Origin of the sequence: Lentzea sp. NPDC058436, from assembly GCF_042721515.1 — a bacterium.
In the GTDB taxonomy this organism is placed as follows: domain Bacteria; phylum Actinomycetota; class Actinomycetes; order Mycobacteriales; family Pseudonocardiaceae; genus Lentzea.
In genome coordinates this window covers 1,017,445-1,043,549 of record NZ_JBHXLF010000001.1, presented here as the reverse complement: position 1 = coordinate 1,043,549, position 26,105 = coordinate 1,017,445, and the positions used below count along the sequence as shown (strand labels likewise).

The 26,105-nt window shown below is 73.0% G+C and carries 23 protein-coding genes; 3 read left to right on the top strand and 20 right to left on the bottom strand.

The genetic code is table 11. From position 1 onward, the window contains the following. The first annotated feature begins 3 nt into the window (after window positions 1–3). A complete protein-coding gene (locus tag ACFWN2_RS04090; protein WP_382424790.1) occupies window positions 4–1,002 on the top strand; it encodes a 3-deoxy-7-phosphoheptulonate synthase in 999 nt (332 codons plus the stop codon). On the opposite strand, the gene ACFWN2_RS04085 is transcribed toward ACFWN2_RS04090, so the two are convergent. Together ACFWN2_RS04085 and ACFWN2_RS04080 are read right to left on the bottom strand one after the other, a co-directional pair. Beyond that, the gene (locus ACFWN2_RS04085; RefSeq protein ID WP_382424789.1) at window positions 971–1,189 is read right to left on the bottom strand and encodes a phosphopantetheine-binding protein; all 219 of its coding nucleotides are present in this window, start codon (window positions 1,187–1,189) and stop codon (window positions 971–973) included. The two genes, ACFWN2_RS04090 and ACFWN2_RS04085, sit on opposite strands and share 32 nt — an antisense overlap. Then, window positions 1,186–2,289, bottom strand: a complete 1,104-nt coding sequence (locus tag ACFWN2_RS04080; protein ID WP_382424788.1) for an isochorismate synthase MenF — start codon at window positions 2,287–2,289, stop codon at window positions 1,186–1,188. Before ACFWN2_RS04080 ends, ACFWN2_RS04085 begins: the two co-directional genes overlap by 4 nt. Before the next feature lie 82 nt (window positions 2,290–2,371). On the opposite strand from ACFWN2_RS04080, the gene entS reads away from it, so the two are divergent. Further along, window positions 2,372–3,661, top strand: a complete 1,290-nt coding sequence (entS, locus tag ACFWN2_RS04075; protein WP_382424787.1) for an enterobactin transporter EntS — start codon at window positions 2,372–2,374, stop codon at window positions 3,659–3,661. A 1-nt stretch (window position 3,662) separates the two neighbouring features. Here the strand turns inward: entS and ACFWN2_RS04070 are convergent, their stop codons facing one another. Both ACFWN2_RS04070 and ACFWN2_RS04065 read right to left on the bottom strand, forming a co-directional pair. Beyond that, window positions 3,663–4,181 carry a DoxX family membrane protein gene (locus ACFWN2_RS04070; RefSeq protein WP_382424786.1) on the bottom strand — a complete coding sequence of 173 codons (519 nt, stop codon included), beginning with the start codon at window positions 4,179–4,181 and terminating at the stop codon, window positions 3,663–3,665. A 48-nt stretch (window positions 4,182–4,229) separates the two neighbouring features. After that, entirely contained in the window at window positions 4,230–5,450 is a 1,221-nt protein-coding gene (locus tag ACFWN2_RS04065) for an enterochelin esterase domain-containing protein (RefSeq protein ID WP_382424785.1), read from the bottom strand. A 44-nt stretch (window positions 5,451–5,494) separates the two neighbouring features. Between ACFWN2_RS04065 and ACFWN2_RS04060 the strand changes: the two genes are divergently transcribed. Continuing rightward, complete coding sequence (locus tag ACFWN2_RS04060) at window positions 5,495–6,148, top strand: FadR/GntR family transcriptional regulator (protein WP_382424784.1); 654 nt, start codon at window positions 5,495–5,497, stop codon at window positions 6,146–6,148. Window positions 6,149–6,150: 2 nt separating this feature from the next. Here ACFWN2_RS04060 and ACFWN2_RS04055 read toward each other — a convergent pair whose 3' ends face one another. The 16 genes from ACFWN2_RS04055 to ACFWN2_RS03980 all read right to left on the bottom strand — a co-directional run bounded on the left by ACFWN2_RS04055 (window position 6,151) and on the right by ACFWN2_RS03980 (window position 26,088). Beyond that, on the bottom strand, window positions 6,151–7,185 hold the full coding sequence (locus ACFWN2_RS04055) for a FecCD family ABC transporter permease (RefSeq protein WP_382424783.1): 1,035 nt from the start codon (window positions 7,183–7,185) through the stop codon (window positions 6,151–6,153). Between the two features lie 49 nt (window positions 7,186–7,234). Beyond that, entirely contained in the window at window positions 7,235–8,227 is a 993-nt protein-coding gene (locus tag ACFWN2_RS04050) for a FecCD family ABC transporter permease (protein WP_382424782.1), read from the bottom strand. After that, window positions 8,224–8,928 carry a hypothetical protein gene (locus tag ACFWN2_RS04045; RefSeq protein ID WP_382424781.1) on the bottom strand — a complete coding sequence of 235 codons (705 nt, stop codon included), beginning with the start codon at window positions 8,926–8,928 and terminating at the stop codon, window positions 8,224–8,226. Before ACFWN2_RS04045 ends, ACFWN2_RS04050 begins: the two co-directional genes overlap by 4 nt. After that, on the bottom strand, window positions 8,928–9,941 hold the full coding sequence (locus ACFWN2_RS04040) for a hypothetical protein (protein ID WP_382424780.1): 1,014 nt from the start codon (window positions 9,939–9,941) through the stop codon (window positions 8,928–8,930). The genes ACFWN2_RS04045 and ACFWN2_RS04040 overlap by 1 nt, the downstream gene beginning before the upstream one ends. Beyond that, window positions 9,938–10,912, bottom strand: coding sequence for an ABC transporter substrate-binding protein (locus ACFWN2_RS04035; RefSeq protein WP_382424779.1), 975 nt, complete (start codon window positions 10,910–10,912; stop codon window positions 9,938–9,940). Before ACFWN2_RS04035 ends, ACFWN2_RS04040 begins: the two co-directional genes overlap by 4 nt. After that, window positions 10,905–11,966: a WxL protein peptidoglycan domain-containing protein gene (locus tag ACFWN2_RS04030; RefSeq protein ID WP_382424778.1), complete on the bottom strand. Its 1,062-nt coding sequence runs from the start codon at window positions 11,964–11,966 to the stop codon at window positions 10,905–10,907. The genes ACFWN2_RS04035 and ACFWN2_RS04030 overlap by 8 nt, the downstream gene beginning before the upstream one ends. 2 nt (window positions 11,967–11,968) lie before the next feature. Next, window positions 11,969–13,981, bottom strand: a complete 2,013-nt coding sequence (locus ACFWN2_RS04025) for a hypothetical protein (protein ID WP_382424777.1) — start codon at window positions 13,979–13,981, stop codon at window positions 11,969–11,971. A gap of 73 nt (window positions 13,982–14,054) precedes the next feature. Beyond that, complete coding sequence (locus tag ACFWN2_RS04020; RefSeq protein WP_382424776.1) at window positions 14,055–14,795, bottom strand: glycoside hydrolase family 16 protein; 741 nt, start codon at window positions 14,793–14,795, stop codon at window positions 14,055–14,057. Then, complete coding sequence (locus ACFWN2_RS04015) at window positions 14,792–15,085, bottom strand: hypothetical protein (RefSeq protein WP_382424775.1); 294 nt, start codon at window positions 15,083–15,085, stop codon at window positions 14,792–14,794. The genes ACFWN2_RS04020 and ACFWN2_RS04015 overlap by 4 nt, the downstream gene beginning before the upstream one ends. Further along, on the bottom strand, window positions 15,085–17,409 hold the full coding sequence (locus tag ACFWN2_RS04010; RefSeq protein WP_382424774.1) for a hypothetical protein: 2,325 nt from the start codon (window positions 17,407–17,409) through the stop codon (window positions 15,085–15,087). The genes ACFWN2_RS04015 and ACFWN2_RS04010 overlap by 1 nt, the downstream gene beginning before the upstream one ends. Then, window positions 17,406–19,580 (bottom strand): glycosyltransferase family 2 protein, encoded by a 2,175-nt coding sequence (locus tag ACFWN2_RS04005; RefSeq protein WP_382424773.1) that lies wholly within the window; start codon window positions 19,578–19,580, stop codon window positions 17,406–17,408. Before ACFWN2_RS04005 ends, ACFWN2_RS04010 begins: the two co-directional genes overlap by 4 nt. 36 nt (window positions 19,581–19,616) lie before the next feature. Continuing rightward, window positions 19,617–20,477 (bottom strand): glycosyltransferase family 2 protein, encoded by an 861-nt coding sequence (locus tag ACFWN2_RS04000; protein WP_382424772.1) that lies wholly within the window; start codon window positions 20,475–20,477, stop codon window positions 19,617–19,619. Further along, on the bottom strand, window positions 20,474–21,688 hold the full coding sequence (locus ACFWN2_RS03995) for a lipopolysaccharide biosynthesis protein (RefSeq protein WP_382424771.1): 1,215 nt from the start codon (window positions 21,686–21,688) through the stop codon (window positions 20,474–20,476). Before ACFWN2_RS03995 ends, ACFWN2_RS04000 begins: the two co-directional genes overlap by 4 nt. A gap of 23 nt (window positions 21,689–21,711) precedes the next feature. After that, window positions 21,712–22,680 carry a glycosyltransferase family 2 protein gene (locus ACFWN2_RS03990; protein WP_382424770.1) on the bottom strand — a complete coding sequence of 323 codons (969 nt, stop codon included), beginning with the start codon at window positions 22,678–22,680 and terminating at the stop codon, window positions 21,712–21,714. 4 nt (window positions 22,681–22,684) lie between these two features. After that, the gene (locus ACFWN2_RS03985) at window positions 22,685–23,515 is read right to left on the bottom strand and encodes a glycosyltransferase family 2 protein (RefSeq protein WP_382424769.1); all 831 of its coding nucleotides are present in this window, start codon (window positions 23,513–23,515) and stop codon (window positions 22,685–22,687) included. A gap of 86 nt (window positions 23,516–23,601) precedes the next feature. Next, the gene (locus ACFWN2_RS03980) at window positions 23,602–26,088 is read right to left on the bottom strand and encodes an alpha/beta fold hydrolase (protein ID WP_382424768.1); all 2,487 of its coding nucleotides are present in this window, start codon (window positions 26,086–26,088) and stop codon (window positions 23,602–23,604) included. Window positions 26,089–26,105: the final 17 nt, after the last annotated feature.

Below are 26,105 nucleotides of genomic sequence, written 5' to 3'. Positions count from 1 at the left end.
CCTGTGGACCTCATCCCCTCCCCCGCCGACCTGGCCACCGCTCATCCCGCGCCGCAGGCCGTGGCACGGCACCGCGAGGTGGTGTCCGATGTGCTCTCCGGACGGGACCCCCGGCTTCTGGTCGTGGTCGGGCCGTGTTCCGTGCACGACACCGATGCCGCGCTGGAGTACGCGCATCGGCTGGCGCGGGAAGCCGAACGGCTGCAGGACGATCTGGTGATCGTCCTGCGCGCCTACCTGGAGAAGCCGCGCACCGTGACGGGCTGGACCGGGTTCCTCACCGATCCGTCGCTGGACGGCAAGGGGGACATCGCGTCCGGAGTGCGGCGAGGCCGTGCCTTCCTCGCCGACGCGGCGGCCACCGGGCTGCCGCTGGCCTACGAGTTCGTCGACCCGATGCTCGCCCACCACGTGGCCGACCTGGTCAGCTGGGGTGCGATCGGCGCCCGCACGGTGGCCTCGCAGCCGCACCGGCACCTGACGTCGTGGCTGCCGATGCCGATGGGGCTCAAGAACTGCGTGTCCGGCGACCTCGGCACCGCCATCGCGGCCGTGCGCGCGGCACGGCTGCCGCACTCGTTCGCCGGGATCGGTCACGACGGCAGGCTGACCACGTTGCGCAGCACCGGAAATCCCGACGCGCACCTCGTCCTGCGCGGCGGCCGGACGCCCAACTACCAGGCACCGGCGGTCGCCGCGGCCACGCGGGCGCTGACGGAGGTGGGGCTGCCCGCGCGGCTCGTCGTGGACGCGTCCCACGGCAACAGCGGCAAGGACCACAACAGGCAGCCCGCCGTGGTCGACGACGTCGCGGTGCAGATCGCGGCCGGCGCGGACATCGCCGGGGTGATGATCGAGTCCTACCTGGCCGACGGCAGGCAGGACGAGCCGCTGCGGCCCGACCTGAGCCTGACCGACGCCTGCCTGGGCTGGGCGCGGACGGTGCCGTTGCTGGAGCTCCTCGCCCGCACTAGCCGGCCAGCAGTCGGCTCCAGGAGCTGACGGTCGGTTCCTCCATCAACTCCATGAAGGACACCGAACTCCCCTCGCCGCGCAACACGTCCGCGAGCGCCATCAGCCGCATGGAGTCCAGGCCGTGGTCGAGCAGGTTGTCGTCGTCGCCGATGTCGCCGGGCGGGATCTCCAGCAGCGCGGCGACCTGCCCGCGCAGGCGGTCCGTCGTGGTCACTGCCGCTCCTCCAGTCCCAGCGCGCCCAGCAGGGTCGCGAACTTCGCGGTGGTCTCGGCCAGCTCGGCCTCAGGAACCGACCCGGCCACCACGCCCGCGCCGGCGAACAGGCGCACCTCGGTGCCGTCCACCTCGCCGCACCGGATCGCCACGACCCACTCCCCGTCGCCGCGGTGATCGGTCCAGCCGACCGCACCGGTGTAGCAACCCCGGTCGAACGGTTCCAGCTCCCCGATCAACGCCCGCGCGGCGGCGGCCGGAGTGCCGCACACCGCCGGAGTCGGGTGCAGGGCCATCGCGAGGTCGAGCGCCGTCGTGCCGCGGTCGCGCACGGTGCCCGTGACGCGGGTCGAGAGGTGCCACATCGACCGGGTCGGCAGCAGCTCCGGGTCGGCGGGCACGGTGAGGTCGCGGCACAACGGCGCCAGCGCGTCCGCCACGGCCGTCACCACCATCGCGTGTTCGCGGCGGTCCTTGGCCGAGCGCAACAACTGCGTGGCGTTGCGGCCGTCCGTCGCGGGATCGGCGCCGCGCGGGCGCGATCCCGCCAGCGGGTTCGACGTCACCCGGTCGCCCCGGCGGCTCACCAGCAGTTCGGGGCTGGTGCCGACGAGCGTCCGGCTCCCTGCGCCCGTGGCGAACGTGTAGCCGTGCGGATCACGTGCGGACAGGGTCTCGACGAGCCGGCCGACGTCCACGGGATCGTCCGCGACGAGGTCCATGCACCGGGCGAGCACGACCTTGTCCACGACTCCGGCGGCGATGCTCGTGAGCGCGCGGCGGACGGCCTCGACGTAGGCGGCGGACCCGTCGTGCCGCACCGTCCACCGGCCTCCCGCGGGAGCCGTCGACAGCGTGAGCGGCGGTCTTCGCCGCACCGCCGAAGGGACCATGAGCGACGCGGGCACGTCGGGCTGGAACGGCAACGCGCCGACCACCACGGCGTCCGGGCGGGCCAGCGCGGTGCGGGCGGCGGGCAGGTCGAGTGCGACACCCGGCCCGTCCGCGACCAGCACGCCGCCCGGCGTGGTCAGCAGGAAGTCGCCGGCGCGGTAGGCGCAGCCGGGCGCCACGGCGGCAGAGGAGTCGGCGACGAGCACCGGGCGGCTCCGATCAGCAGTGCGGCAAATGTCAGACAAAGGGTAGGCTACCTATAACGGAATTGGCGAGGTCTCTGGCCTCATGGCGGAGAGAGACCACATGCGCCTGGGGGATCTGGTCCTGGACGTCCGCCCGCTGCGGGAGAGCCGCGACTTCCGCTACCTCTTCCTGGCGCGCCTGGTGTCGTTGTTCGGGATCGGGTTCACGGCGGTGGCGGTCCCGGTGCAGGTCTACCGGCTGACCGGGTCGTCGTTGCAGGTGTCGCTGGTGAGCGTGGCGATCGTCGTGCCGATGCTCGCGGGCACGCTCGCGGGCGGCACCCTGGCGGACCGGGTGGACCGGCGGCGCCTGATCGTCTGGGCACGCGGTGGTTCCGTTCCGGTGTTCCTCGCGCTCGCCCTCAACGCCGCCGCCGACTCCCCGCAGCTGTGGGCGATCTACGTCTGCGTCGCGGCGAACAGCGTGCTGGCCGGGTTGAGCGCCACGGCGTTGATGGCCGCCACCCCGGCCCTGGTCGGCCGGGACCAGCTCGCGGCCGCGGGAGCGCTGATGGCGATCACCGCCGAACTGGGCGCGATCGCCGGGCCGTCACTGGGAGGTGTGCTCATCGCGGCGTTCGGGTTCACCGCCAACTACCTGCTCGCCGCCGCGGCCACGCTCGTCACGACCTCGCTCGTCGCCCTGGTCCGCCCGCTGCCGCGGACCGGCCCTCCGCCCTCGCGGCCGTTGCGGTCGATCACCGAGGGACTGCGGTTCGCGCTGGGCAGCCGCGTGATCACCGGCCTGCTGCTGATCGACCTGTGCATCGCCCTGTTCGCCACACCTTTCGCGCTCTTCCCCGAACTGGCCGAACGCACGTTCAACGGCAGCCCCGGCGTGGCCGGCCTGCTCTACGCCGCGCCCGCAGCCGGTGCGCTCGTCGCGGCCGTGGCGAGCGGGTGGACCGGGCGCGTCCGGCGCACCGGGCGGTTCCTGGTCGGCGCGACGATCGCCGGCGGACTCGCGGTCATGGGTTTCGGGCTGAGCGCCGGGGTGCTGTGGGCCGCGCTCGCGTGCCTCGCCGTGCTGGGCGCGGCCGACACGACGTCGGAGATCCTGCGCCGGTCCCTGTTGCAGCACCACACTCCCGACCACCTGCAGGGACGGGTCAGCAGCCTGTGGCTCGCCCAGACCAACATCGGACCGGCGCTCGGCAACTTCGAGGCGGGCCTGCTCGCGCGGGCCGTCGGGCCGGTCGCGGCACTGGTCGCGGGCGGGGCGGTGTGCGCGGCGAGCGCGGCCGGACTGGCCGGCGCCTCCCCCGCCCTGCGCCAGGCGAGCCTGCGCGACGCGGGGGCCGGCGACCTGCCGGACCCCGCACCCGCGAGGTGAGTCAGCGCAGCCAGGCGTGGTCGCGCACGAACGGGAGCCGTGCCCACACCGCGCCCAGGCCCAGCGTGGTGCCGGACGGGGTGAACGCGAGCAGCAGCCCGACCAGGACGTACACCAGGTGCTGGTCGACGACCGGGTTGTTGGCCAGCGGCAACGAGGTGAACCACAGCGGCGCGAAGATCAGGGCGGCACCGATGCCCGCGACCCGCGTCGCGACGCCGAGCAGCAGCGCGAGCCCGCCGAGCACGAGGCCGCCGACGAACAGGACGTCGACCACCACGTTCCCGGCCAGCGGTCCCATCACGCTCGCGGCGGGACCGTCCAGGTTGCCGAGGTAGCCCTTCGTCGGCGAGACGCCGGACAGCACAGACCGCTCCGCCGGTGTGGCGAAGCCCAGTCCGAACACCTTGTCCAGCCCCGCCCACAGCATCACCCAGCCGAAGACGATCCGGACCAGGCCGAGCAGGACGAGGGCGGGACGGGTGGCCAGGGCGGGTCCGTCGAGAGCGGTCGTGGTCATGGCAGTTCCTCCACAGGGATTCGGTTCAGGGGCCTTGCGTTCGGTTCTTCACTTCGGCGTGACGTACGCCAGTTCGGTCAGGCCGTCCACGAGTCCCCCGCGCCAGCTGACCTTGTCGTGGCCCGCGCAGTACTCCCGCAACGTCACCTCGTGTCCGCGTTCCGCCAGTGCGGAGCGCGTGTCCCGCGTGACCGGGCCCATCCCCCACTCCTGGGTGCCGACCTGCAACGCGACCCGGACGGGTTCGGCGCCGGGCAGGTCCCGCAGCCACTCGCCCGCGCGGAACCAGAACGAACCGGACTGGGCGAGCACGGCGCCGAAGACGTCCGGCCTGGACAGTCCGGTGTGGACGGCCGCCAGTCCGCCGAAGCTCTGTCCGGCAACGATCGTGCGGTCACGCCCGTACCGCATGGCCGCCGACGGCAGCACCACGTCGGCGAGGTGGTCCGGCAGTGCCGGGTTGCACCCGAGGTCGGCGAGCCTGCCCGCGGGCGAGGTGCCGACCAGGAGCACGTCGAGAGGTGGCAGCGCCGCCGTGGCCTCCGCGGCGTCGAGCACGGGCCGGATCGGGTGCTCCGCCGCCCACGTGTGGCCGTCCAGCAGCACCAGGACCCCGGCGGCCTTGCGCGCGGACCTGTGCAGCCACACCGGATGCGGGCCCGGTACGGCGAGTTCGTGGCAGCGCCCCGGATCGGGGTCGGCGTCGACCCAGCGCTGCTCCGGGGCGTCGTCGAGTTCGGCCACGGAGGTGACCGTGCCGCTCTGCCGTCCCACCATCACGTTGCGCGCCAACGGATCCGGCTCGGAGTAGCGCATCAGCTCGTCGCGGCGCGACCGTCCGGCGAGTTCGGGCGGGGCGGGGAGCGGACCGAGCCGGTAGCCGCAGCGCCAGTCCGACGGCAGCCGGAACGTCGCGTGCCAGACGTCGGTGCCCGGGACGCGGTCCAGCGCGCACGACGCCGGATCGTCGTAGTCGGTGAACTTGTTGGCGTGCAGGAGGACGAACCGGGCGAACCACCCGTCGACGAGGTGGTCGCGCCACAGGAACGTGACGGCGCGCTTCTTCGGGTCGCCCAGCGGATCGGGTTCGACCAGCGGGGTGCCGTCGCGTTCGGCGGCCGCCCAGAACGCCGGTGCGGAACGCGGATCCGCCAGGAGCGCGGCGACCCGCGGACTCGTGGTGCGCTCGACCGGTTCGGACCGCGCGAAAGCCGGGCGCTGATACGCTGACGAGGAGACGTGGTCCATGGCGCGAAGAGAGACTTTCATGATCGGTCCGACGGCTGTCGGCGTGTTCGGACGGGCCTGAGCAGATGCCACGCAGACCGCGGTCGGAGGAGATCTCCGAGTGGATCAAGTCGCAGATCCAGGACGGCACCTGGCCGCTCAACTCGCGCATTCCCACCGAGGTCGAGCTCTCGGAGTCGCTCGGCGTGGGCCGCAGCACCATCCGCGAGGCCACCAAGGTGATGGTCAACAACGGGATGCTGGAGAGCGCGCCGGGCAGGGGCACGTTCGTGCGGTCCCGCAACGCGATCAACGTGGTGCTGCGCGACTACCTGGAGCAGCAGCCGGTGATGGACGTCGTCGGACTGCGCCGGGCGCTGGAGGTCGAGGCGAGCGGTCTCGCGGCGGCCAACCGCTCCGAGGAGGACCTGGCGCGGCTGCGCAAGTCGGCCTCGGGTGACCGGCCGGACCTGCGGCCCGCGCCCGCGAGCCCGGGCAACCCGCAGTCGCCCGGCTCGTTCCACGCCGACGTCTTCCGTGCGGCGGGCAACCCGCTGCTGACCGAGATGTTCGAGAGCGTGATCGCGGTGCTGTGGCGCGGAAAGCTGGTGCCGGGCCCGAAGAGCGAGCGCGACGCCGACCACGCGCGGCTGCTGGAGGCGATCACCGAAGGCGACGTGCAGGGTGCTCGCGAGGCGGCCGCGTTCCACGTCGACCGCGACTTCCGCCTGCCGGACTGACTTCATCGCCGCACCCGCCGTTGCCGGGCGAGCAGCCACGCGAGGTACAGGCCACCGACCGAACCGGTGACGACACCGACAGGCAGCTGCACGGGGCTGAGCAGGTCCTGCGCGATCCGGTCTCCCGCCAGCACCAGCAACGCGCCCATCGCGGCGGCCCCGGTCAGCCCTGCGCCGGTCGTGCGCACCAGCCGTGCCGCGAGCTGCGGTGCCGCGAGGGCCACGAACGCCACCGGCCCGGCGGCGGCGCACGCGATCGACACCAGCCCCACGGCGACAGCGATGGCCGCCACCCGCGTGCGCGCCGGTCTGCCGCCCAGCCCCGTTGCGATGTCGTCTCCCATCGACAGCAACGACAGCGACCGCGACAACGCGAAAGCGGCGGGGATCAGCACGCCGACCCCGAGCAGCGTCGGCCAGACCCGGTCCCACGTCATGCCGTTGAGCGATCCGGCGAGCCACTGCGCCGCCGTCTGCGCGGCCCCGAGCGAGGCGCGCACCAGCAGCATCGAGTTCACGGCGGCCAGTGCCGCGCCGACGCCGACGCCGACCAGCACGATCCGGTGCCCGGTCACCCCGCCCCGCCGGGCCAGCAGGTAGATCAGCACCGCGACGGCGACCCCGCCCGCCACCGCTCCGGACGCGACGGACGTGGGCGAGCCGCCGAACACGATGATCGCCACGAGCGCGCCAGTGGCCGAACCGGCTGTGAAGCCGGTGATGTCCGGGCTGCCCAGCGGGTTGCCGGACACCACCTGGAACGCGGCCCCGGACACCCCGAGCGCCGCGCCGACCGCGGCGGCCGCGACGATCCGGGGCAGCCGGACGTCGACCACGAACACCGAGGCCAGCGGATCGCCGGTGCTGCCGATCAGCGCGGCGAACGACCCGGCGACGGTGTCCGGGTAGTCGCCGGTCACGATGCCCAGCGCCGCGACGGCCGCACAGGCCACGACCAGGGCCGACACGCCCAGCACCGAGCGGACGCGGACCCGGAGCACGACGGGCCCGGTCCGGACGATCACCGGCGCCTTCACACGCCCACCACCGCACGCACCCACACGGCCCTGACCAACACGGAAGCCTTCACACGCCCACCGCCGTCTTCCGGCGCACCAGCGCCACGAACACCGGCGCCCCCAGCAACGCCGTCACGACGCCCACCCCGAGCTCGGCCCGGCCTCCCCCGACCAGACGCCCGGCGGTGTCGGCGAACAACATCAGCGCCGGCCCGGCCACCAGCGACCAGCCGAGCACCCTGCGCAGGTCCGGCCCGACGAGCGCGCGCACGAGGAACGGCACGCCCAGCCCGACGAACCCGATCGGGCCCGCCGCCGCCGTGGCCGCGCCGCACAGCAACGTCACCGCGAGCATCGTGCCCGCCCGGACCTCCTTGGCGCGCACCCCGAGAGAGGCGGCCGCGTCGTCGCCGAGCGCCAGCGCGTTCAACGCGGGCGCGCAGACCAGCCCGGCGACCAGACCGGCCGCGAGGAACGGCCCGGTGGCGGCGATGATCTCCCAGCGCCGTCCCTCCAGCGATCCGGTGGCCCAGAAGCGGAACTCGTCGAGCGCGGCCTGGTCGGCGAGGATCACCGTCTGCACCAGCGATCCCGCCGCCGCGCTGATCGCCACGCCAGCGAGCGCGAGCCGTCCGGGCGTCGAGAACCCGCCCGCAGCACCCAGCAGGTGCACGACCACGGCGGCGACCGCGGCTCCGGCGAACGCGAACCACAGGTAGAACCACACCCCGGTCACGCCGGTGACCGCGACGGCCAGCACCACGGCCAGCGCCGCGCCCGCGTTGATGCCGAGGATTCCGGGATCCGCCAACGGGTTGCGGGTGAGCGACTGCATCAGCGCCCCCGCCGCGGCCAGTGCGGCACCGAGCAGCACCGCCAGTACCGTGCGCGGAACCCGTTGCTCCACCACGATTCCGGCGGCGGGATGAGCGGGGTCGGTCAACGCCGCGAGCACGTCGCCGAGCGGCACCGGGTTCGACCCCACCGCGAGGCTCACCGCGACGCCAGCGGCGAGCAGGCCCGCGCCGGTCAGGGCGAGCGTGGCGGTGGTCGGTCTCATCCTTCCTGCTCCGGCGGGCGCCTGCGGGCGAGCAGCACCAACGCGACCGCGAGCACCGCGATCACGCCCGCGCCACCGAGCACCCACACCATCACACCGGACAGCGACGACTGCTGCGCGACCGGAACCGGTTGGGGCACCGAGCTTTCCGCCGTCGTGGCGACCGCCTCGTCGGACGTGGTGGTGGTCGCCGGTGGTGCGTCGGACGTCGGCGCCGGGGCGGCCGTGGTCGGGGCGGGTGCCTGCGTCGGAGGTGGGGCCACCGGAGCCTGGGGCGTGGCCAGCTTGAAGTCGGACTGGCCGCGGGAGGTGAACCCGCGCACGCCCTGCTGGTTGCCCTGGCCGTCCAGAATCGGTTGTGAGGCCAGGAAACGCAGCCAGTGCTGCCCGGCGGGCAGGTCGGCGGGCAACGGGATCTCGCCCGTCACCGTGCCCCCGGCGGTGACCTTCTGCTTGTGCACGACACAGGCGCCGTGCACCGCCGAGGCCTCGCAGTACTTGCCGTCGTCGATCTTGATGCTGACGATCTCGCCCGCCGGGAACCCGCCGAGGGTGAACGTGATCCGCTGCCCCGGCGCGACCGAGCGCGGCGAGACGGTCGCGGTCGTCCCCGGGGTGTCCGGTGAGGCGCCGTCCGGGGGCACGGCGAGCGCGGGAGTCGCGAGCAGCAACGTTGCTGCCAGTGCCACCAAAACCCTCATCACGAACCACTCTCCCGGCGAGGACGCGCGGTCGCGGCCACGTACAGCACCCCGCCGAACGCCAGCAGCAGCACGGCGGTGCCCAGCACGAGCCGCGTGGGCGCACCGGTCGCCGCGAGCTCACGTCCGGTCGAACCGGTCGAGCCTGCCGCGACGGTCACGTCGTCCCAGCCGAGCAGCTTGCCGGTGCGGTCGAGCACCGCGACCTTGTGCGTCCCCACCGGCAAAGCGAGTCCGGCGACGGACGTCGTGACGGACTTCGACGCGTCGGCGGCGAGCCACGTGACGGGGCGCGGCGACGGGTCGTGCAGGTAGAGGAAGACCCAGTCCCCTGCTGCCGCGGCCGGTGTCGTGACCTTCAGCGAACCGGCGGTCAGCGTCGCCGTGACACCACCGCGCGCGGCCTCGGTCAGGTCCTCGGTTGTGTCCAGCGGGTCGGGGACACCGGCGGGCTTGCCCGGTCCGGGCGGTGCCGGGGTGTCGCCGGTGACGGTGAACTCGCCGCTCTCGACCGAGCGAGGGGTGTCGCCGGGAGCGAGCGTGCCGGTGAGCAGGCGCAGCTTGTGCGCGCCCGCCGCGAAAGCCGGGGTCGAGTTCGTGCCGGTGGGCAACGTGATCGTCGCGTCGAGGGAGCCGTCGGCGGCGGCGTTCACGATCTGCCAGATGGTGAGGTTCGCGTGCACGCCCTGGCCGGCGAGGTGGCTGATGGCGCCGTCGTCGATCTTCACGGCGATGGCCGAGCCGCCGCCGGTGGGGTTGCACCAGCCGGACCCGGTGAGCCGCAGGGTGCCGCCGATGGTCGCGGACGGCGGGACCTGAACGGTGGCCGCGCCACACGCTTGTTGCGCCACGCGGGCCGCCGACGGCGGAACGGCCGATGACGAAGGTGCGACAACGGCAGACGAAGGCGCCAGCACACTGCTCGACGGGTTCGTACTCGACTGCTGGGCCACCGCCGGCGCGCCCAGCCCCAACACCACCACCGCCAGCGCGGCTCCTGCGATCACTCTCATGCGCCCAGCGCCTTCCGCACGTCGTTCACGATCCGGTTCATCAGCAGCGGCCCGCCCGTGGACGTCCACAGCGAGCCGTCCACCAGCACGACCTGGTTCTTCCGGTTGGCCGCGAGGTCCGCGAACCCCGGTACGGCGCGCGCCTGCTCCAGCGCCGCCCTCGCACCGTCCACATCGGACGTCCCGCCCGCGCCGGGGTTGCCGACCGACGAGCCGCCGAGCGTGCCGAAGAACATCCAGTCGGCGTCGACGTCCTCGATGTTCTCCAGCGACACGGGTTCGCTGTGCCCGCGGCCGATGCGGTCCTGCGCGGGTGGGCGGCGGAGCTTGAGGTCCGTGAGCGCCACGCCGGGTGGCAGTTCCTTCAGGATCAGCGCGGCGGACGAGCCCTGCCAGCGCACGATCGAGAACGTCTCGCCGGAACGGTCGCCCACGGCGGTGGAGGCGTCGGCGACCGAGCGGTCGTAGTCCGCGAGCACCTTCCTGCCCTCCTCCACCTTGTTCAGCGCGTCGGACAGGTGGGTGAAGGTCGTGCGCCAGTCACCGCCGGCGTGCCCGACGTACGCCGTGGGCGCGATCTTGCGCAGCAGGTCGATCACTGGCGGGTTGTTGTTGATCGAGCTGCCGTCGACCAGGATCAGGTCCGGCTTGGCCTTGCCGATCGCCTCGAAGTTCGGCTGGGCGACGGTGCCGAGCACCGGGATGCCGTCGCTCACGTCCGCCAGGTAACCGGGCAGACCCGCCTGCCCTCGCCCGGACGTGGCGCCGACCGGTCGCACACCGAGCGCGAGCGCGCCGTCGAGGGTGGGTTCGCTCAGCACGACGACCCGCTGCGGCGTGACGGGCACCTGGACCGAGGTGCCCTCGATGTCGACGACGGTCCTCGTCGGCGCGGCCGGACCCCGTTGCGGCGCGGCGCACCCCGAGAGCACCGCGACGACGGCCAGTCCGGCGAGCAACCTGCTAGGCACGACCCGCTCCTTCCTTGACGCCCTCGGCGCGGGCTTCCGCGACTGCGGCGGCGAGCCTGCGCCGATGCCGTCCGGCGTTCAGCGCGATGGCCGTCGCGACCGCCACGGCGCCGAGGCCGATCACGGTCCACAGCCACGGCATCGCCCACGTGCGCAGGTCGGCACCGACGCCCTCTGGCCGTGCGGGCAGCTCGTCCGCGCCGAGGACCACGGGTTCGACCGAGGCCGAAGTGGACAGTGCGAAGAGCGCGGGCACGTTCTCCAGGCGGGTGATCGCGCGGTAGCGGAAGCCGGGCAGGATCTCCGGGAGGTCGCCTACCTGCACCACCCGCTCGCTCGTGCCGAACGGCCCGGCGACCCGCACCGAGGCACGTCCGCCGAGCCGGACGTTGCCGGTGTTGACGACGTCGAACCGGACGGTCAGCGGCCCGGTGGCGCCCGGTTCCCAGCCACCCGCGTAGTCGGCGTCGAGCTCGGCGACCTCCAGTCGTGCGGTGACTTCGCCGTCCACGCGCAGGTGCACGCGGGCGCCGATGCGGCGTTCGATGCCGACCTGGTCACCGGACGCGGCCAGCGCGGCGACGATGCCCGCCGGGTGGTCGCCGGGTTTGGCGTCGGCGGGCACGGTGAGCGTGAACGGCACGGTGCGCTTCTCCCCCGCGGCGAGCGTCAGCTCGGACACGCCGAGCTTGATCCACGCACCGGAGTCGACCGGCGCGCGGTCACCGGTCAGGAGGTCGAACACGCCCTCGTCCGTGGTGACGCCGTCGCTGGAGTACAAGCGGAACGACGCCGGCGCGGCGCCGAGATTGGTGACGGTGACGTGGTCGTCGACCGAACGGCCACCGGCGAGGTCGTAGCGGAACGACACCCTGCCGTCCGTCGAACCATCCTCTTTGGACGGCGTGACGGACCAGGTGACCTGTGCGGGCTGGGCGATGGCGGGCGCGGCGGAGAACAGCCACAGCGCCGCGAGCAGCACGGCCAGCGCACGACGAGGCCGGTGGCCACGACCGAAGTCGCGGCCACCGGACGGAGAAGCCGTCTCGTGCACGGTCAGTCGACCGGGAACAGCGAGACGGTCACCGTGGCGCGGTAGGTGCCCGCACCCGTGTTCGACGGCACGGACAGCCGCAGGTCCGCGCCCAGCTGGGCGGTTCCCGCACGTCCTGCCGCACTCGCCGTGGCCAGGGCCGACGGCGACTTGAGACCCGCGCCGCCGTCCAGCAGACCGGCGACGGCGACACCCGGCAGCAGACCGTCGCGCGGCGTCAGCACCCGCGGGGTCCAGCCGAGGTGCCCGGCGTCGATCGTGGCGCCGTCGGAGGCGAACCCGCTGCTCTGCGCGGACACCGCCCAGCCGCCGGCCACCTCGCCGCGGTTGTCGTCCACCCGCACCGACGGCAGCGCCCCGACGAACTCCAGCCGTCCCGCCGCGCCACCACGCGTGAGCGCGACGGACGAGGCCGGGTCGACGGTGAGCGTCAGCGCGCCGGCCGGCTGACCGGGATCCTGCTCCGGCACCGTGACCGTCACGGGAATCCCCGCGTCACCAACGGGATCCGGGCCGGGACCGGGGCCAGGCCCAGGACCCGGTCCGGGGTTCCCGCCGCCGGACGGGGTGATGCGGAGCAGGGAGTCGTGCGGCTGGGAGCCGAACGTGCCCCGGTCCACCACATAACCCTTGCCATCGAGGACGGTCACGAAGTTGGGGTGCTCGTCCTGCACGGTGTGCACGACCGCGTTCGTGGTCGTGTCGATGATGCTCACCGTGTTGGCGAAGAAGTTCGTGACGTAGGCGAGCTTGTTCCGCTCGTCCACGTCCACCCCGAGTGCGCCGGACCCTGTCGGAATGCTGGTGACGTGGGCACCGGTGGCGGCGTCGAGCACCGTCACGTCGGCCGAGTCCTGGTTCGCCACGTACACGCGACCGCCACCGACCGCGACGCCGGAAGCCCTGCGGGCACCCGGAAGCGCGTGGTAGGTGACCTGCCCGGTGGTCGTGCTGATCGCGGCGACCTGGTTGGTGTCGAGCAGCGCGGCGTAGAGCGTGCCGGTGCTCGCGTCCAGGTCGATCGCCATCGGCTGACCGGTGAGCGCGATGTTCTCGCCCCGTTCCTGCGTCACCGCGTTGAAGCGCGCGATGTACTTGCCGTACACGGCACTGACGAACACCGTGTCGGTGGCGGAGTCGACCAGAGCCTCACGGCCGTGGTTGACGTCCTGGAACGTCTTGACGTGCGCACCGGTCGCCTGGTCGTAGACGGCGACGCGGTTGAGCCTGGTCGAGGTGACCCAGACGGTGTTGCGCTCGTCGTCGACGTCCAGGCCGTACACGGCCTCCACAGTGGACGAAGCGTCGTCCCACGGCACCCGGTACGACTCCAGCACCGCGAGGGTGTCGGGGTCGACCTTGAGCAACCGGGAGGTCTGCACGGGCGGCGGACCGGCCTGCGTCACCCAGAACACGTCGTTCCGCGCGGAGTACGCGATCTGGTACTGGCCCGTGCCACCGCGGACCTTGTCGACCGTGAACGTGCGCTCGGTCGGCGTTTCCTTCTCGGTGACCGTGAACTCGGCGCCGAGCGAACGCGGCGCGTCCCCCGCCGTCATGCTGCCGGTCAGGAAGCGGACGCTGTGCTTCTGGCCGACCGCCCACTCCGCGGTGGAGTTGGTGAGGTCGGGGAAGTCCAGCCGCGCGCTCCACGTGCCGTCCGCGGCCGCCGCGACGACCGCGTAGATCGTCTTGTTGGCCTGCACCGCACCCGTGACGGGGTGCGTCACGTCGCGCTTGGTCGACACCGCGCCCTCGTCGAGCTTGACCGCGAGGATCGAGCCCGCCGAGCCGTTCGCGGTCTTCCAGCCGGTGCCGGACAGTTCGATCGCGGCACCGAGCTCGACCTCGGTGGGCACGGTGTAGGTGACGGTCGGGTCGGTCGGACTGGTGTACGTGGCCGCGGCGGCGGACTGGGCGGTCACCACGGCCAGGCCGCCCGCTACCAGCGTGACGGCCGCCGCGGCTACGGCGCTCCGCCGCACCACGTCACGCGTCCAGGTTCTCGTCTTCATCAGCGGGGGTTCCCTCTCCGCTTCTCGATCCGGCCACTGCGACCGGTTAGGTGAGCCTAAGCATTGTCTGACATTAACTCAACAGCTTGCGGTAGACCGAGACCCGGTCGATCTCCACGTCGGCCCGCTCGGGCACGCCGACGATCGGGCAGTCGGGGAAGCCGAAGTCGCGTTTGCGCTGGCAGCCGCCCGACTGCGCCTGCAGGCCGAGCCACATCGGCTCGTCGGGGACCACGTCCCCCGTGATGCGATCCCACTCCTCGCCGTCGAGGAGGAACCTCACCTCGCCCGGCGTCCACTCGACGCCGACCGTGTGCCACTGCGTGAAGTCGACGTCCTTGAGGTCGCGCTGCTGCTTGCGGTTCTCGCCGTCCTCCTTCCAGTGCAGGAAGGCGGCGAGGCCTCTGCGATCACCGCCGAAGTCCTCGGCGAAGTCGATCTCGGGCGGCCACTGCTCCCGTTGGGGCCACAGCAGGAAGTGGTAGGTGATCTCGTCACTGGGGTCGGCGCGGAACCGGACCTCCCAGCGGCCGTAGGTCTGCGTGACGGGCCAGTTCGAGACGCCGCCGGTGGTCCAGGCGCCGTCGCGCCGGTAGCCCTCCAGCACGAGCTTGCCGTCCCTGACCTTGACGTGGTCGGGGTGCCAGCGGCTGTACGGGTCACCGCCCGGTTGTCCTGAGTACGCGGTGAACTTGTCGCCGAGCTCGGTGCGGTCGAAGTCGTCGGCGAACACCAGCTCGAAGCCGTCCGAGGTGGGGCCGGGAGTCGTGCAGGCTGTGAGTGCGAGGCACAGCAGGGCGATCGCGCGTTTCACTGCTGCGTCACCCCCGGCGGCGGGGGTTGGTCGGACAGCATGGCGAACCGCATCGCGGTGGTCACCAGCAGTGCGGTGACGCAGACGGCCAGCAGCACCGTCACGATCGTGCGCGCGGTGCGCAGACTCCAGCGCTGTCCCCGTTTCCCGGCCAGCCGCAGCGAGACGACCGGGTCGTTGGTGCCTTCGGCGCCCAGCCACGACTCGCGCAACACCCCGGCGACGACCGCGAGCACGACGACCGCCACGAGCAGCCAGGCGAAGACCCCCGAGGCGAGCAGGCTCTCCATCACGGCGCACCACCGCCGATCCGCCGCAGCACGGTCGCTTCCTTGTTCCGCACCACGGTTTCGTAGTCGCCTGAGTCCAGCGCGACGTCCACCAGTTCGCCGGTCCAGCCCGGCGGCGCCATCCGCAGCAACCGGCCGAGCGCCTCCTGCCCCTGGGTCACGTAGACGAAGTCCGGACCGCCGTCTTTCAGCGCGGTTCTCAGGCAGTCAGGTGGAAGCCCATCGCAGTCGCGCGGCACCAACGGCACCGTGCGCACCTCCCCCACCCGCCCGAGCGGCAACGGCCCGACCTCACCACCGCTCGCGACGGTGGCTCCGTCCGGCGCGAGCCGCAGCAGGGTGCGCGCGGCGTCCACCTCGGCCGCCGACACGTGCTCGAACGACGTGTTGAGCCCGCGCGTGAGAGTGAGCACGCTCATCGCCACGAACAGCACGAACGCCGTCGCCACCGCGACCGTCATCCGTGCGCTGAACCGCTGTGCCCCCACCGCTTTCCGGACAGCGCCCCCGGCCCGTACGAGCGCGACGGCCGCCAACGGCGCCAGCACCGGACCGGCGTACAGCGCGCACCGGATCACGACCTCGCCGCCGTACGACTGCACTCCGAGCAACGCGAACGGCGCGGCCGCCAGCCCGGCCCACAGCACGGCACCCTTGTTGCGCCGCATCAGAAACCACCCGACGACCGCGACGAGCCCGAGCAACCCGGTCCACCCGATCCGGCTGAACTGCAGCTGCTGGTAAACGGGATCGCCGACCAGCCGTTCGCTCACCCCGCTGCTGACCGACGCGCCGACCCCGCCGAGATCCCCGAGCAACCCGGCCAGGTGCCCGCGCCAGAACCCCACCGCGCCGTACGAGAACCAGCCGACCACCAGCGCCGCCGTCACCAGCCACAACGACCGCCACCGCGTCGCCCCCGCCACGGTGAACCACAGCAACGCCGCCCCGAGCGCGATCGGCGTGAGCTGATGGCTGAGCACCAGTGCGACGATCACCAGCAACAGCAGCACTTCCAGCGCGATCATGCCGACGCCCCCGACCCCCGGCGGCCTGCCGGGAATCCGCCGGGCGGCCCGCAACCACCGCAACGCCCTGCGCCCCCGCACCGCCGGCACGTCCGCGACGTCGAACGCCCACAACAACACCGCGAGCACACCGGCGTAGAGCACGAACCCCGTCGCCTGCGCGGACAGGTAGTCCTGCTGGTACCAGTTGAAGCACAGCCACAACGCCACCGCGAGCCACGCCGTCCGGGCGTTCCGGCTGATCACCTTGGCGATCAACCACAACGCGGGCATCGCCAGCACGGCGTAGAAAGCCGGCCCGAGCAGCAGCAGTGCCGCGGCGTCCGGGAGGCCCGCCGCGGTGACGAGGATCGAGAGACCACCGAGGAAGCCCGGCCAGGAGAAGCGGGCGTCGATGCCGGTGGCGAACGTGCCGGTGCGCGTGACCAGGTCGGTGAACCCGACGTGCACCCAGCCCGCGCCGACCCCGCCCGCACCGTCCGCGACCGAGGTGAACAGGTAGGCGCACACGGCGAACGTCGTGCAGGCGGCGGCCAGCACGACGTGGTCGAGTTCGTCTCGCAGCAGTGACCAGGCGAGCACGCCGGCCAGGACCGCTAGCGCGAGCCAGTAGGTGACGGGGGCGATGAGGGCGGCGCCGCCGAGGCCGGCCTGGCCCGTGTCGAGCTGCCGGGTGGAGATCCACCAGAGGACGAGAGAAGCAGCGACGAGCGCGAGGCCGGCGGTTCGGGGCAAAGCCCGTGCCGCTGCCTCGCGCAGGCGGAAGTCGGCTCGACTGCTCGCGTCGTGTCGGCGCGAGTCGGCGCGACGGCTCGCGTCGGGCCGGGAGTGAGCTAGACGACTCGCGTCGGGCCAGCGGGAGTGGGCTCGATGGCTCCCGTCGCGCGGCGGAGCCGAGGCAGCCGCCTCTTGCCCGGCCGAGCCCTTCCCCCGTTCCCCGCCCCGAGCCGTGGCGGGCACCGGCCGTCGCAACACGGCCCGCAGCCCCAGCGGCGTCGCCAGCAACCCCACCGCCGCGATCACCATCACCGTGCCCACCGGGTCCCACCGGCCGAGCACCGCCCCCGCCGCTCCCCCGAGCAGCAACGCCGACACCGACACGCACACCGCGAGCACCGCGGTCACCCGCCCGTCCGGCAGGTCGAGCGCGAACACCACCGGCACGCCCGGCACCAGCACCACGAACACCACCGCCGCGACCACCCGCACCGGCGAGTGCACCTCGGTCAGCGCGAGCACCGGGACCAGCACCGCGACCAGCGCGGCCAGCCCCAGCGGCACGAGCCGGGCCGTCACCGGGACCGGTCCGCGAGCCTGCTGCGGGCGAGCAGCACAGGACCGGTCAGGTACCCCAGCAGCTCCACGGCGATCAGGCCGATCGGGAACCGGCGCGAGCGCTTCCTGTTCTTGCGCGAGTCGGGGCGCAGCAGCACGCCCAACGCCGAAGGTGCGGCCGTGAGCATCCGGCGGGCCACCTGCGGGCTCGACACCAGGCGCTTGGCCACCACCGCGGCCATCCCCGTGCCGTAGCCGTAGAGCTGGCGGCGCAGTTCGGGTCCGGTGTCGCGGTGGTGGTGCCGCACCAACGCGTCCGGCGTGTACAGGACGGCGTGGCCCGCCAAAAGCACCGCGGCGAACGCGTCCAGGTCCTCGCCGCCGCGGGTCGGGCGGCCGGCGCCCAGCGCCGTGTCGAAGCCGCCGACCGCGCGGAGCACCGGGACGCGGAACGCCATGTTGTTGCCGGAGCCGTAGTCGCCGCCCGCATACGGGAACAACGGGCCGCGCGGGCCCGGTTCGGCGATCGCGGGCACCTGCCCCAGCGACCACTGCAGTGGCCGGTAGCCCTTGTCGAAGGCGCCGTACTCCTCGAACAGCTGGGCCCAGCGGGTCGACAGGTCGGCTGGGGTCACCAGGCCCGTGACGCAGCCGATCGCCTCGGACCGCGCGAAACCCGCGACCAGTTCGGCGATCCAGTGCACGTCGGGCACGGCGTCGTCGTCGGTGAACGCCACCAGCGCACCGCGCACGGCGGCCAGGCCGGTGTTGCGGGCGCGGGACAGGCCGCGCACGGGCTCGGCCACCACCCGCACCCGCGGATCGTCCACATCGGACAGCAACGCGGCGGTGCGGCCGGACTCCGGGTCGTTGTCGACGATCACGAGGTCGAGCGGGCCGTGCGTCTGGGCGAGGATCGCGGCGACGGTCTCGCGCAGCATCGCCTGCCGGCCCAAAGTGCACACCACGACGCTCACCAGCTCCGCGTCCACGGGAGCGGGCGCCACGACGGTCAACCGGCGTGCCGCGGCCACCGGGTCGGCGGACTCCTCCACCCCCGCACGCCGCAGGTGGCGGTCCAGCGCGGGCGCGAGGTCGCCGGTCAACGCCGCCAGCACGCAACTCCCGACGTCGGCCTGCCGCGCCTCCACCCTGCCCACGGGCAGCCCGCGCACCCGCACGAGCACCGACGCCGGTCCGATCGGCACCGGCAGCGGGCCGTCCCCGGTCCCGGCGAGCTCCAGGTCCACGACCGGCACCGGCGGCAGCGACGGGCCGCCGGACAGCCGCCCGAGCACGTACCCGAGCGCGGTCGCGACGAACCCCGCCACGAGCATGAACGCCCGCGCCGGACCAAAAAGATCGCCTCGCAGCAACGCGCCGAGGTGCCGCACCGCTCCGCCGCCGAGGGTGTGCACGACGTAGCGGCGTTCGGTGCCGAGCACGTTGCCGGACGCGATCCGGCTCAGCGCGGCCTTCGACCGGCCCTCGTGATGGCAGCGCGACACGAAGTACCGCACCGACCCGCGCGACACGGGCACGTGGTGGTCCACGACCGGAGCCACGTGCCGCCGCACCGACAAGGCGCCGAACGCGCGGCCGACGCGCACGCCGAGCTCGGTCTCCTCGCACCCGGCCGGCAGTCCCCCTACCCGGCCGAGCTCGGTGCTGAACAGCCCGACCTCGTGCAAGGCCGAGCGCCGCACGGCCATGTTCGCGCCGATCGGGTTGCGGATGACCGCGCCGTCCGCGGCGATGCCGGTGTAGTCGCAGCCGACGACCCAGCCGTACTCCGCCGGGAACCAGCGCGGCCGCGACCGCTCCCAGTCCGCCTCGACCGCTCCCCCGGCGAGCATGTGCGCCGAGTCGGCGAACACCGCGCGCCAGGACGACATCCAGCCGTCGCGCGGAACGGCGTCGTCGTCCACGAAGACGAGCACCGGCGCGGTGGTCGCGGCGATGCCGGTGTTGCGCGCGTCGGACAGCCCGCGGCGACCGGTGTTCGCCACGATCCGCACGTCCGGGTACCCGGCGGCCAGCTCCGCGCGCAGCTCCTCGTTGTGGTCCGCCACCACGACGACCTCGTCCTCCGGCCGCGCCTGCTCGGCGAGCACCGCCAGGACGCGCCGGATCAGAGGCAGCCGTCGCGTGGTGTGCACGCACACCACGACCGCCAACCCGACACCGCTCATCTCCGAATCACCCTTCAATGTCCGATTTAGGCAAGCCTAACCTGACCGCAACGCCGTGTTGAGTCGCTCCCTGGCGAACCGCAGCGCGTCGACGACTCCCGCGACCCCGCCGGCTCGTGCGCCCAGCGCCAGCGCACGTGGCGTCTGCACGGCCAGGTAGCGGCCGAACGCGCCCGGCCAGATCACCCCTGCGAGCGTCTCCTCACCAGCGGAAACGCCAGCGCGGGCGAGGTTCTCGGCTGCGATGCGGACGGTCAGCGCGCGCTGGGTCGCCGCCCGTGCCGCACTGATCTGCGCGGAGTGGGTCCGGTAGTGCAGACCGACGTACGAGAGGTTCGCGAGGTCACCGATCTCGCTGAGCTCGCTGAACAGCCGGTAGTCCTCGGCGAACTCGTACTCGGGGCGGTACCGCACGGTCGCCAACGCGCGAGTGCGGATCGTCGCCGCACTGTGCGCCACGCACGTGCCGAACGCGAGCCGCGCACGACAGGCGGCAGCGGACCGGGGCATCCGCACCACCGCCGACCCCGCGCCGAACTCGGCGTACGCGGTGCCGCACGCGACGACGCCGGGTCGTGCGTCGAGGAACGCGACCTGACGCGCGAGCCGTTCGGGCGCCATCAGGTCGTCGGCGTCGAACCGGGCGACGAACTCGCCGCGCACCTCGTCCAGCCCGGCGTTCAACGCGCCGACGATGCCCGCCTTCTCCCGCCGCACCACCCGCACCCGCGCGTCGGCGAGCCGTTCCACCACGGCGACGGACTCGTCGGTGCTGCCGTCGTTGACCACGACGAGCTCGAAGTCGCGGTACGTCTGCGCGAGCACGCTGCGCACGGCGGCCGCGATGTGCGCGGCACCGTTGTGCACCGGCATCAGCACGCTGACCCGCGGCGTCATCGCGTCACGTCCCGCAGCAACGCCCGCAGCGGTGCGAAGAGCAGCACGACGGCCAGTGCGTTCGAGGCGAACCCGGCGATGCCCACCCCGGTCAGCCCCCAGTCCCCCACCAGCGCGGCCGCGCCCCCGACCGTGCCGGCGACGATCAGCACCTGCACCGACACGAGCAGCCGCAACCGCCGCACGACCTGCGCCACCGCCGCGTACACGGCAACCACGCCCGCCACCAACGCCTCCGCCGCGAGCACCAGCACCAGCGGCACCGCGGCCTCCGCGTAACCGGGCCCGACGAGGTGCAGCAACACCGGCCCGGCCGTCGCGAAACCCACGGCGGTCAACGCGCACACGCCCGCCATCAGCCGCACCATCCGCCGGGTCAGCGCCGGACGGTCTGCGCCCGGCACCGAGGCCTCGACCACGTACGACGCCAGCACGTTGGCCCGCAACATCCCCGCCGCCGTGCTCAGCGCGGCGACCAGGTTGTAGTAGGCCGAGTTCTCGGGTCCCAGTTGCGCCAGCACGATCAGCGGCAGGCACAACGGCGTAGCGGTGAGCACGACCGTCATCGCGAACGACGCGCCCTGGAACTCCCACAGCTGCCGCACCGGAGGCAGGTCGGGCGCCACCCCGGCGTTGGCCGCGAGCCCGCGACGCAACGGTCCGGCCACGATCACGAGGGTGATCACGGCGGACACCACCGCCCACGACGTGGTCAGCGCGAACCCGCTCGCCGTGAAGGCCAGCAACGGCAACGGAAGGATCTTCACCACGGACACCGACACGTTCTTCACGGCCACCGCGCCTGCCCGGCGCAGTCCGGTCAGCACGGGGTCGAGCAACGCGTAGGCGGTGAACACGAGCACCACCAGCGGGAACACCCAGCGCTCCACAGTGGACTGGAACATCCGTTCGCCGGCGATCCCGAGCGCAACGAACCCGGCCCCGAAGACCACCGCGGTCACCGCGCTGATCGCCAGACCACCCCCGACCAACCGCCCGGCGAGGCCCCCCGCAGCCGGCAGAAAACGCTGGTAGCTGCCGCCGAAGGACAGACAGGCCAGCGAACTCAGCATCGTCGCCGTCGAGATCACCGCGGACGCCCGCCCGACGGACTCGGTCGGGAACAGCTGCTCGGCGATGATCCAGTAGGCCACCCCGAGCAGGCCGGTCAGCACCGACGAGCCCATCAGCAGCGCCGCGCTGGTCTCCATCGCACCTCGGGTGCGCAACGCCGTCATCGCCGGGCCAGCACAGCGGAGTAGGCGCGGGGAGCCGCCTTCAGCACCCCGGCGGCCGTCGCCAGCCGCCACTGCCCACGCAACCCGAGCCGCACCACGTCACCCCACGCCGTGCGCCCGCGCGCGAGCCGGACCGCGTGGTCCCCCAACGGCGACGGACCGGCCCGCAACGCCGTGTTGGCCAGCGGCAGCAAGGCGTTCAGATAGCGGTAGGTCAGGTAGTCGTCAGCCCAAGGCTCGGCAAGACCGGCCGCGCGCAGGTCCGCGCCGACCTCGTCGGCGACCTCCAGCAGCCCGAACACGTTCTCCCCGAACGAGGCCGACAACGATCCCGACCGCAAGGTGTAGTCGTAGAGCGGCTCGTCCACCAACGCGACGCGGCCGGCGGCGAGCAGCACACCGAGCACCGGACGGAAGTCCTCGTGCGCCAGCCGGTCGGGAAACCATCGCTCCGGCAACAACTCCCGCCGGAACAGCTTCGTGCAGACGTAGGCGCGCATCCGGTTCGACAGCAACCACCGCGCGGCGACCGGCCCCGGCACCCACGGGTCGGGCCAGGGCCCCTCCTCGACGCCGAGCACCGCGCCGGCCTCGTCCACCCGCCGGGTCCTGCACGCGGCAACGTCCGCCCGTGCCGACTGAGCGGCCGCGAGCAAGGCGACCAGCAACCGCGGATCGGCGGTGTCGTCGCTGTCCACGAACCACACCCACTCGCCCGTGCAGGCCGCGAGCCCGGTGTTGCGCGCCGCCGCGACCCCGCGGTTGCGGCCGTGCTCCACGACCGTGAACGGAATCCCGCTGGCCCGCAACGCATCGCGGGCCACGGCGGCCGACCCGTCCGTGCTGCCGTCGTCGACGACGATCACCTCGGCGGGCCGGAGCCGTTGCGCCGCCACCGAGGCGACGCACCGCCCGACCACACCGGCCCCGTTGAACACGGGGATGACGACCGACGCCGACGACACGCGCTCAGCCGGCCAGGTCGAGCGAGCGGGTCCGCGAGACCGGGCGCGTGGTGGTGACCGTGGCGAGCCTGGCCCGCCCGCGCCACTCGGACAGGATCGTGCCCAGCACCCGGAACCCATCGCGCACGGCGTGCAGGTTGCTGGCGCCGTGCACGCGCAGGCGTTCCACGCTCGGCACCTCCGCGACCCGCAGCCCTGCGGCGGCGACGCGGGTGTTGAGCACGGTCTCGATCTCGAACCCGTCGCCCCAGCGCATCTCGTCGCCGGCGGGCTCGGGGTCGGGCAGGTTCAGCCGGGGCAGCACGTCGACCCAGAACGCGTTGTAGCCGTAGCAGAGATCGGTGTAGCGGGTGCGGAACAGCACGTTGGTGACGAGGGTCAGCATCCGGTTGCCGAACGACCGCAGGAACGTCAGGTCCTCGCTGCCGCCGCCCTGGCACACCCGGCTGCCCTTGGCGAAGTCCGCGCCCGCGACGAGCGCCTCGACGAACGCGGGGATCTCCGCGGCGTCCGCGCTGCCGTCCGCGTCGAACATCACCACGATGTCCCCGGTGGCCTCGGTGAAGCCGCACACCAGCGCGTTGCCCTTGCCGCGCCGGGTCTGCCGGATCAGCCGCGCGAACGGCAGGATCCGCCGCACGGTCGGGATCGTGTCGTCGTGCGACGAGCCCTCGACCACGATCACCTCGTGCACCGACGGCAGCGCGGGCAGGATCAGTTCGAGGTTGCGCGCCTCGTTGCGCGCCGGAACGATCACGCTGATCCGGGGCTCACGCGGCCTGGTCCCGCGTCTCGCCCCGAGGTCTTCCACACGTCCCAGCACGGCAGTCCCCATTCCGCGACTTTGTCTGATGAAAGGTAGGCTAACCTTATATAGCGAAGGGGCAATGTCCACCCCTTCGCGCACATCAGTCGGTCAGGTCACAGACCGTCGAGCTCTTCCGCGATCCGCTCGGCCACCACCCGGTGGAACGGAGGCCGCAGGATGGCGGAGTGCCCACCCGCCACCGGGATCACCTCGTGCGAGCCGGTCAGCACCGACGCCCAGCCCGCCGGGTCGTCCGTGTTGTCCTCGGCGGTGAACAGCAGCGTCCGGCCGGACCACGGCGTGAACCGGTGCCGGTTGGCCAGCCGCAGGCTCTGCTCCCAGAACACCGCGTCCCGCGTCTGCGGCTCGTAGCCCACGAGCCCGGCGCCGAGCAGCCGCGCGTGCATCGCCATGCGCTGCCCGAACGACGGCGGTGCGGCCGGTGCGCCGCTGTCCCGCGAGAACCGCTGCCGCAACGCGCCGGGCAGCCTGGTGTCGAGCAGCGCCACCAGCGGCACGGCCTTGCCCATCTCGGTCAGGCGACGAGCCGTCTCCAGCGCGAGCAGCCCGCCGAACGAGTGTCCGATGAGGACGTACGGGCCGGTGGGCGCGAGTTCCCGGATCGTCCGCAGATGCCGCGACACCATCGCGCCGAAGCTCCAGTCCGACAACGCCCTGGCGTCGTACCCGCTCGCGTGGAACGCGTGCACGGCAGGCCCTTCCGGTAGCCCCAGCGCCACCGACAGCAGCGAAAGCCCGGACGCGCCACCGCCCGCGAACCCGAACACGGCGGGTGCCGTGTCACCGGAACGCAGCCGCACGCACGTCGGCGGCAACGGCCTGGTCCTGCGCCCTTCCAGCAGCACGGCCAGATCGGTGATGGTCGGCACGTCCGCCAGGTCGGCCGAGGTGAGCTTCACGCCGGTGGCCGCGCGGACGGCCGCGAACATCTCCACCACGGTCAGCGAGTCCGCGCCGAGCAGCCAGAAGTCGTCGGCGGCGGACACCTCGGCCACCCCGAGGACCCGGCACCAGATCTCCGCGATCCGCTCCTCAGTGCGGCCTGACGGCGCTCGAAACGGCGGGCGCTGCCCCGGCTCCGGCAGTGCCTGACGGTCCACTTTGGCGCGTTCGGTGCGCGGGAGTTCGCTCAGCAGCACGACTTCCGACGGCACCATCCACGACGGCAGCCGTTCCCGCAACGCGCGCCGCAGCAGGACGGGCGCCGGGGCGCGTTCGGCGGCGACCGGGACGACGTAGGCCGTGAGCTCCGGCTTCGGCACTCCCTCGCCCTGCCGGGTGGTGGCGACCACGACCGCTTCCTTGACCTGCGGCAGATCCAGCAGCGCCGCCTCGACCTCGGCCGGTTCGACCAGGTAGCCGCCGATCTTGAGCGCCGCGTCCGCCCGGCCGCGCAGGTGCAGCCTGCCCTCGGCGTCCCAGCGGCCGAGGTCGCCGCCCCGGTAGCTGGTGGTGCCGTCGGCGTTGACGGTGAACCGGGTCGCCGTGGCGTCGCGATCGTTGTGGTAGCCCAGCGACAGGTAGCGGGACGTGATCACGACCTCGCCGGTGGTCTCGGGCCCGACCGGATTCCCGTCGGGGTCCAGCAGCTCCACCGTCTTGTTCGCCGCCGCGTGCCCGACCGGGACGATGCCGGACGGCACCTCGGCGCCGGGATCGAGGCGGAAGTGGGCGATCGGCCCGACCTCGGACGCGCCGCACCAGTTGACGTACGTGGCGTCCGGCGCCAGGTGCTCGCGGAGCCTGCGCACGACGGCCGAGTGGATGGCCTCACCGCATGTCGACACGGTGCGGACGCCCTTCAGCACCTCGTCCGGCCGGAGGGTGTCCAAGATGGACACGAGCAGGGACGGCGTGGCGTGCAGCGCGGTGACGCCGTGCTCGGCGAGCCAGCCGCCGATGCCGTTGATGCCCTGCGTGCGCGGGTCGCGGACGTGCACGGACGTGCCGTTGAGCAGGGCGGTGAACAGCACGTCGAGTCCGACGCCGTAGCTCACCGGCACCACGAGTGCGTGGCGTTCGTCCTCGCGCAGCAGCATCGCCTCCTTGGTCAGGTAGGCGACGTTCAGCCACGCGGCGTGCGAGTGCGCGAGGCCCTTCGGACGTCCGGTGGAGCCCGAGGTGTAGAAGATCACGGCGGGGTCGTCCGGCCCGCACTCGGGCAGCACGGCGGTCTCCGCGCGCGGCAGCCGGTCCAGCGCGGAGACACTGAGCCTGCGGGCACCGGACGCGTCGAGGATCTGCTCCACCCGTGCCTGCGGGAGCATCGGGTCGAGCGGGATGACCGGTCTGCCGGAGAGCATTACCGCGATCAGCCCCACGAGGCAGCTCGCGGACGGCTCCAGGTCGAGCGCGACCGGCGTGCCCTCGGCCAGGTCGGCGTTGTGCGCCACCAGGGAACGCGCCCACACCCGTGCGGTGCGGTCGAGCTCGGCGTAGGTGTAGCGCTGGCCGTCCGACGCGGCGGCCAGCTCCGCGGGGATCACCGCGGCCACTTCGCTCAGGCGCTGTGCGATCGAGTCGTGCGGTCCGGGGACGACCAGCGCGGCGGGACGGACGAGTTCCTGCGTGAGTGACATGTCGGGGCTTCTCCGGT

Coding starts and splice junctions, on each gene's coding strand:
- ACFWN2_RS04050 (WP_382424782.1), bottom strand. CDS start 8,227: ATGAGACCGACCACCGCCACGCTCGCCCTGACCGGCGCGGGCCTGCTC.
- entS (WP_382424787.1), top strand. CDS start 2,372: ATGGCGGAGAGAGACCACATGCGCCTGGGGGATCTGGTCCTGGACGTC.
- ACFWN2_RS04025 (WP_382424777.1), bottom strand. CDS start 13,981: ATGAAGACGAGAACCTGGACGCGTGACGTGGTGCGGCGGAGCGCCGTA.
- ACFWN2_RS03985 (WP_382424769.1), bottom strand. CDS start 23,515: ATGGGGACTGCCGTGCTGGGACGTGTGGAAGACCTCGGGGCGAGACGC.
- ACFWN2_RS04000 (WP_382424772.1), bottom strand. CDS start 20,477: ATGACGCCGCGGGTCAGCGTGCTGATGCCGGTGCACAACGGTGCCGCG.
- ACFWN2_RS04065 (WP_382424785.1), bottom strand. CDS start 5,450: ATGAAAGTCTCTCTTCGCGCCATGGACCACGTCTCCTCGTCAGCGTAT.
- ACFWN2_RS04060 (WP_382424784.1), top strand. CDS start 5,495: ATGCCACGCAGACCGCGGTCGGAGGAGATCTCCGAGTGGATCAAGTCG.
- ACFWN2_RS03995 (WP_382424771.1), bottom strand. CDS start 21,688: ATGGAGACCAGCGCGGCGCTGCTGATGGGCTCGTCGGTGCTGACCGGC.
- ACFWN2_RS04045 (WP_382424781.1), bottom strand. CDS start 8,928: ATGAGGGTTTTGGTGGCACTGGCAGCAACGTTGCTGCTCGCGACTCCC.
- ACFWN2_RS04040 (WP_382424780.1), bottom strand. CDS start 9,941: ATGAGAGTGATCGCAGGAGCCGCGCTGGCGGTGGTGGTGTTGGGGCTG.
- ACFWN2_RS03980 (WP_382424768.1), bottom strand. CDS start 26,088: ATGTCACTCACGCAGGAACTCGTCCGTCCCGCCGCGCTGGTCGTCCCC.
- ACFWN2_RS04005 (WP_382424773.1), bottom strand. CDS start 19,580: ATGAGCGGTGTCGGGTTGGCGGTCGTGGTGTGCGTGCACACCACGCGA.
- ACFWN2_RS04070 (WP_382424786.1), bottom strand. CDS start 4,181: ATGACCACGACCGCTCTCGACGGACCCGCCCTGGCCACCCGTCCCGCC.
- ACFWN2_RS04015 (WP_382424775.1), bottom strand. CDS start 15,085: ATGGAGAGCCTGCTCGCCTCGGGGGTCTTCGCCTGGCTGCTCGTGGCG.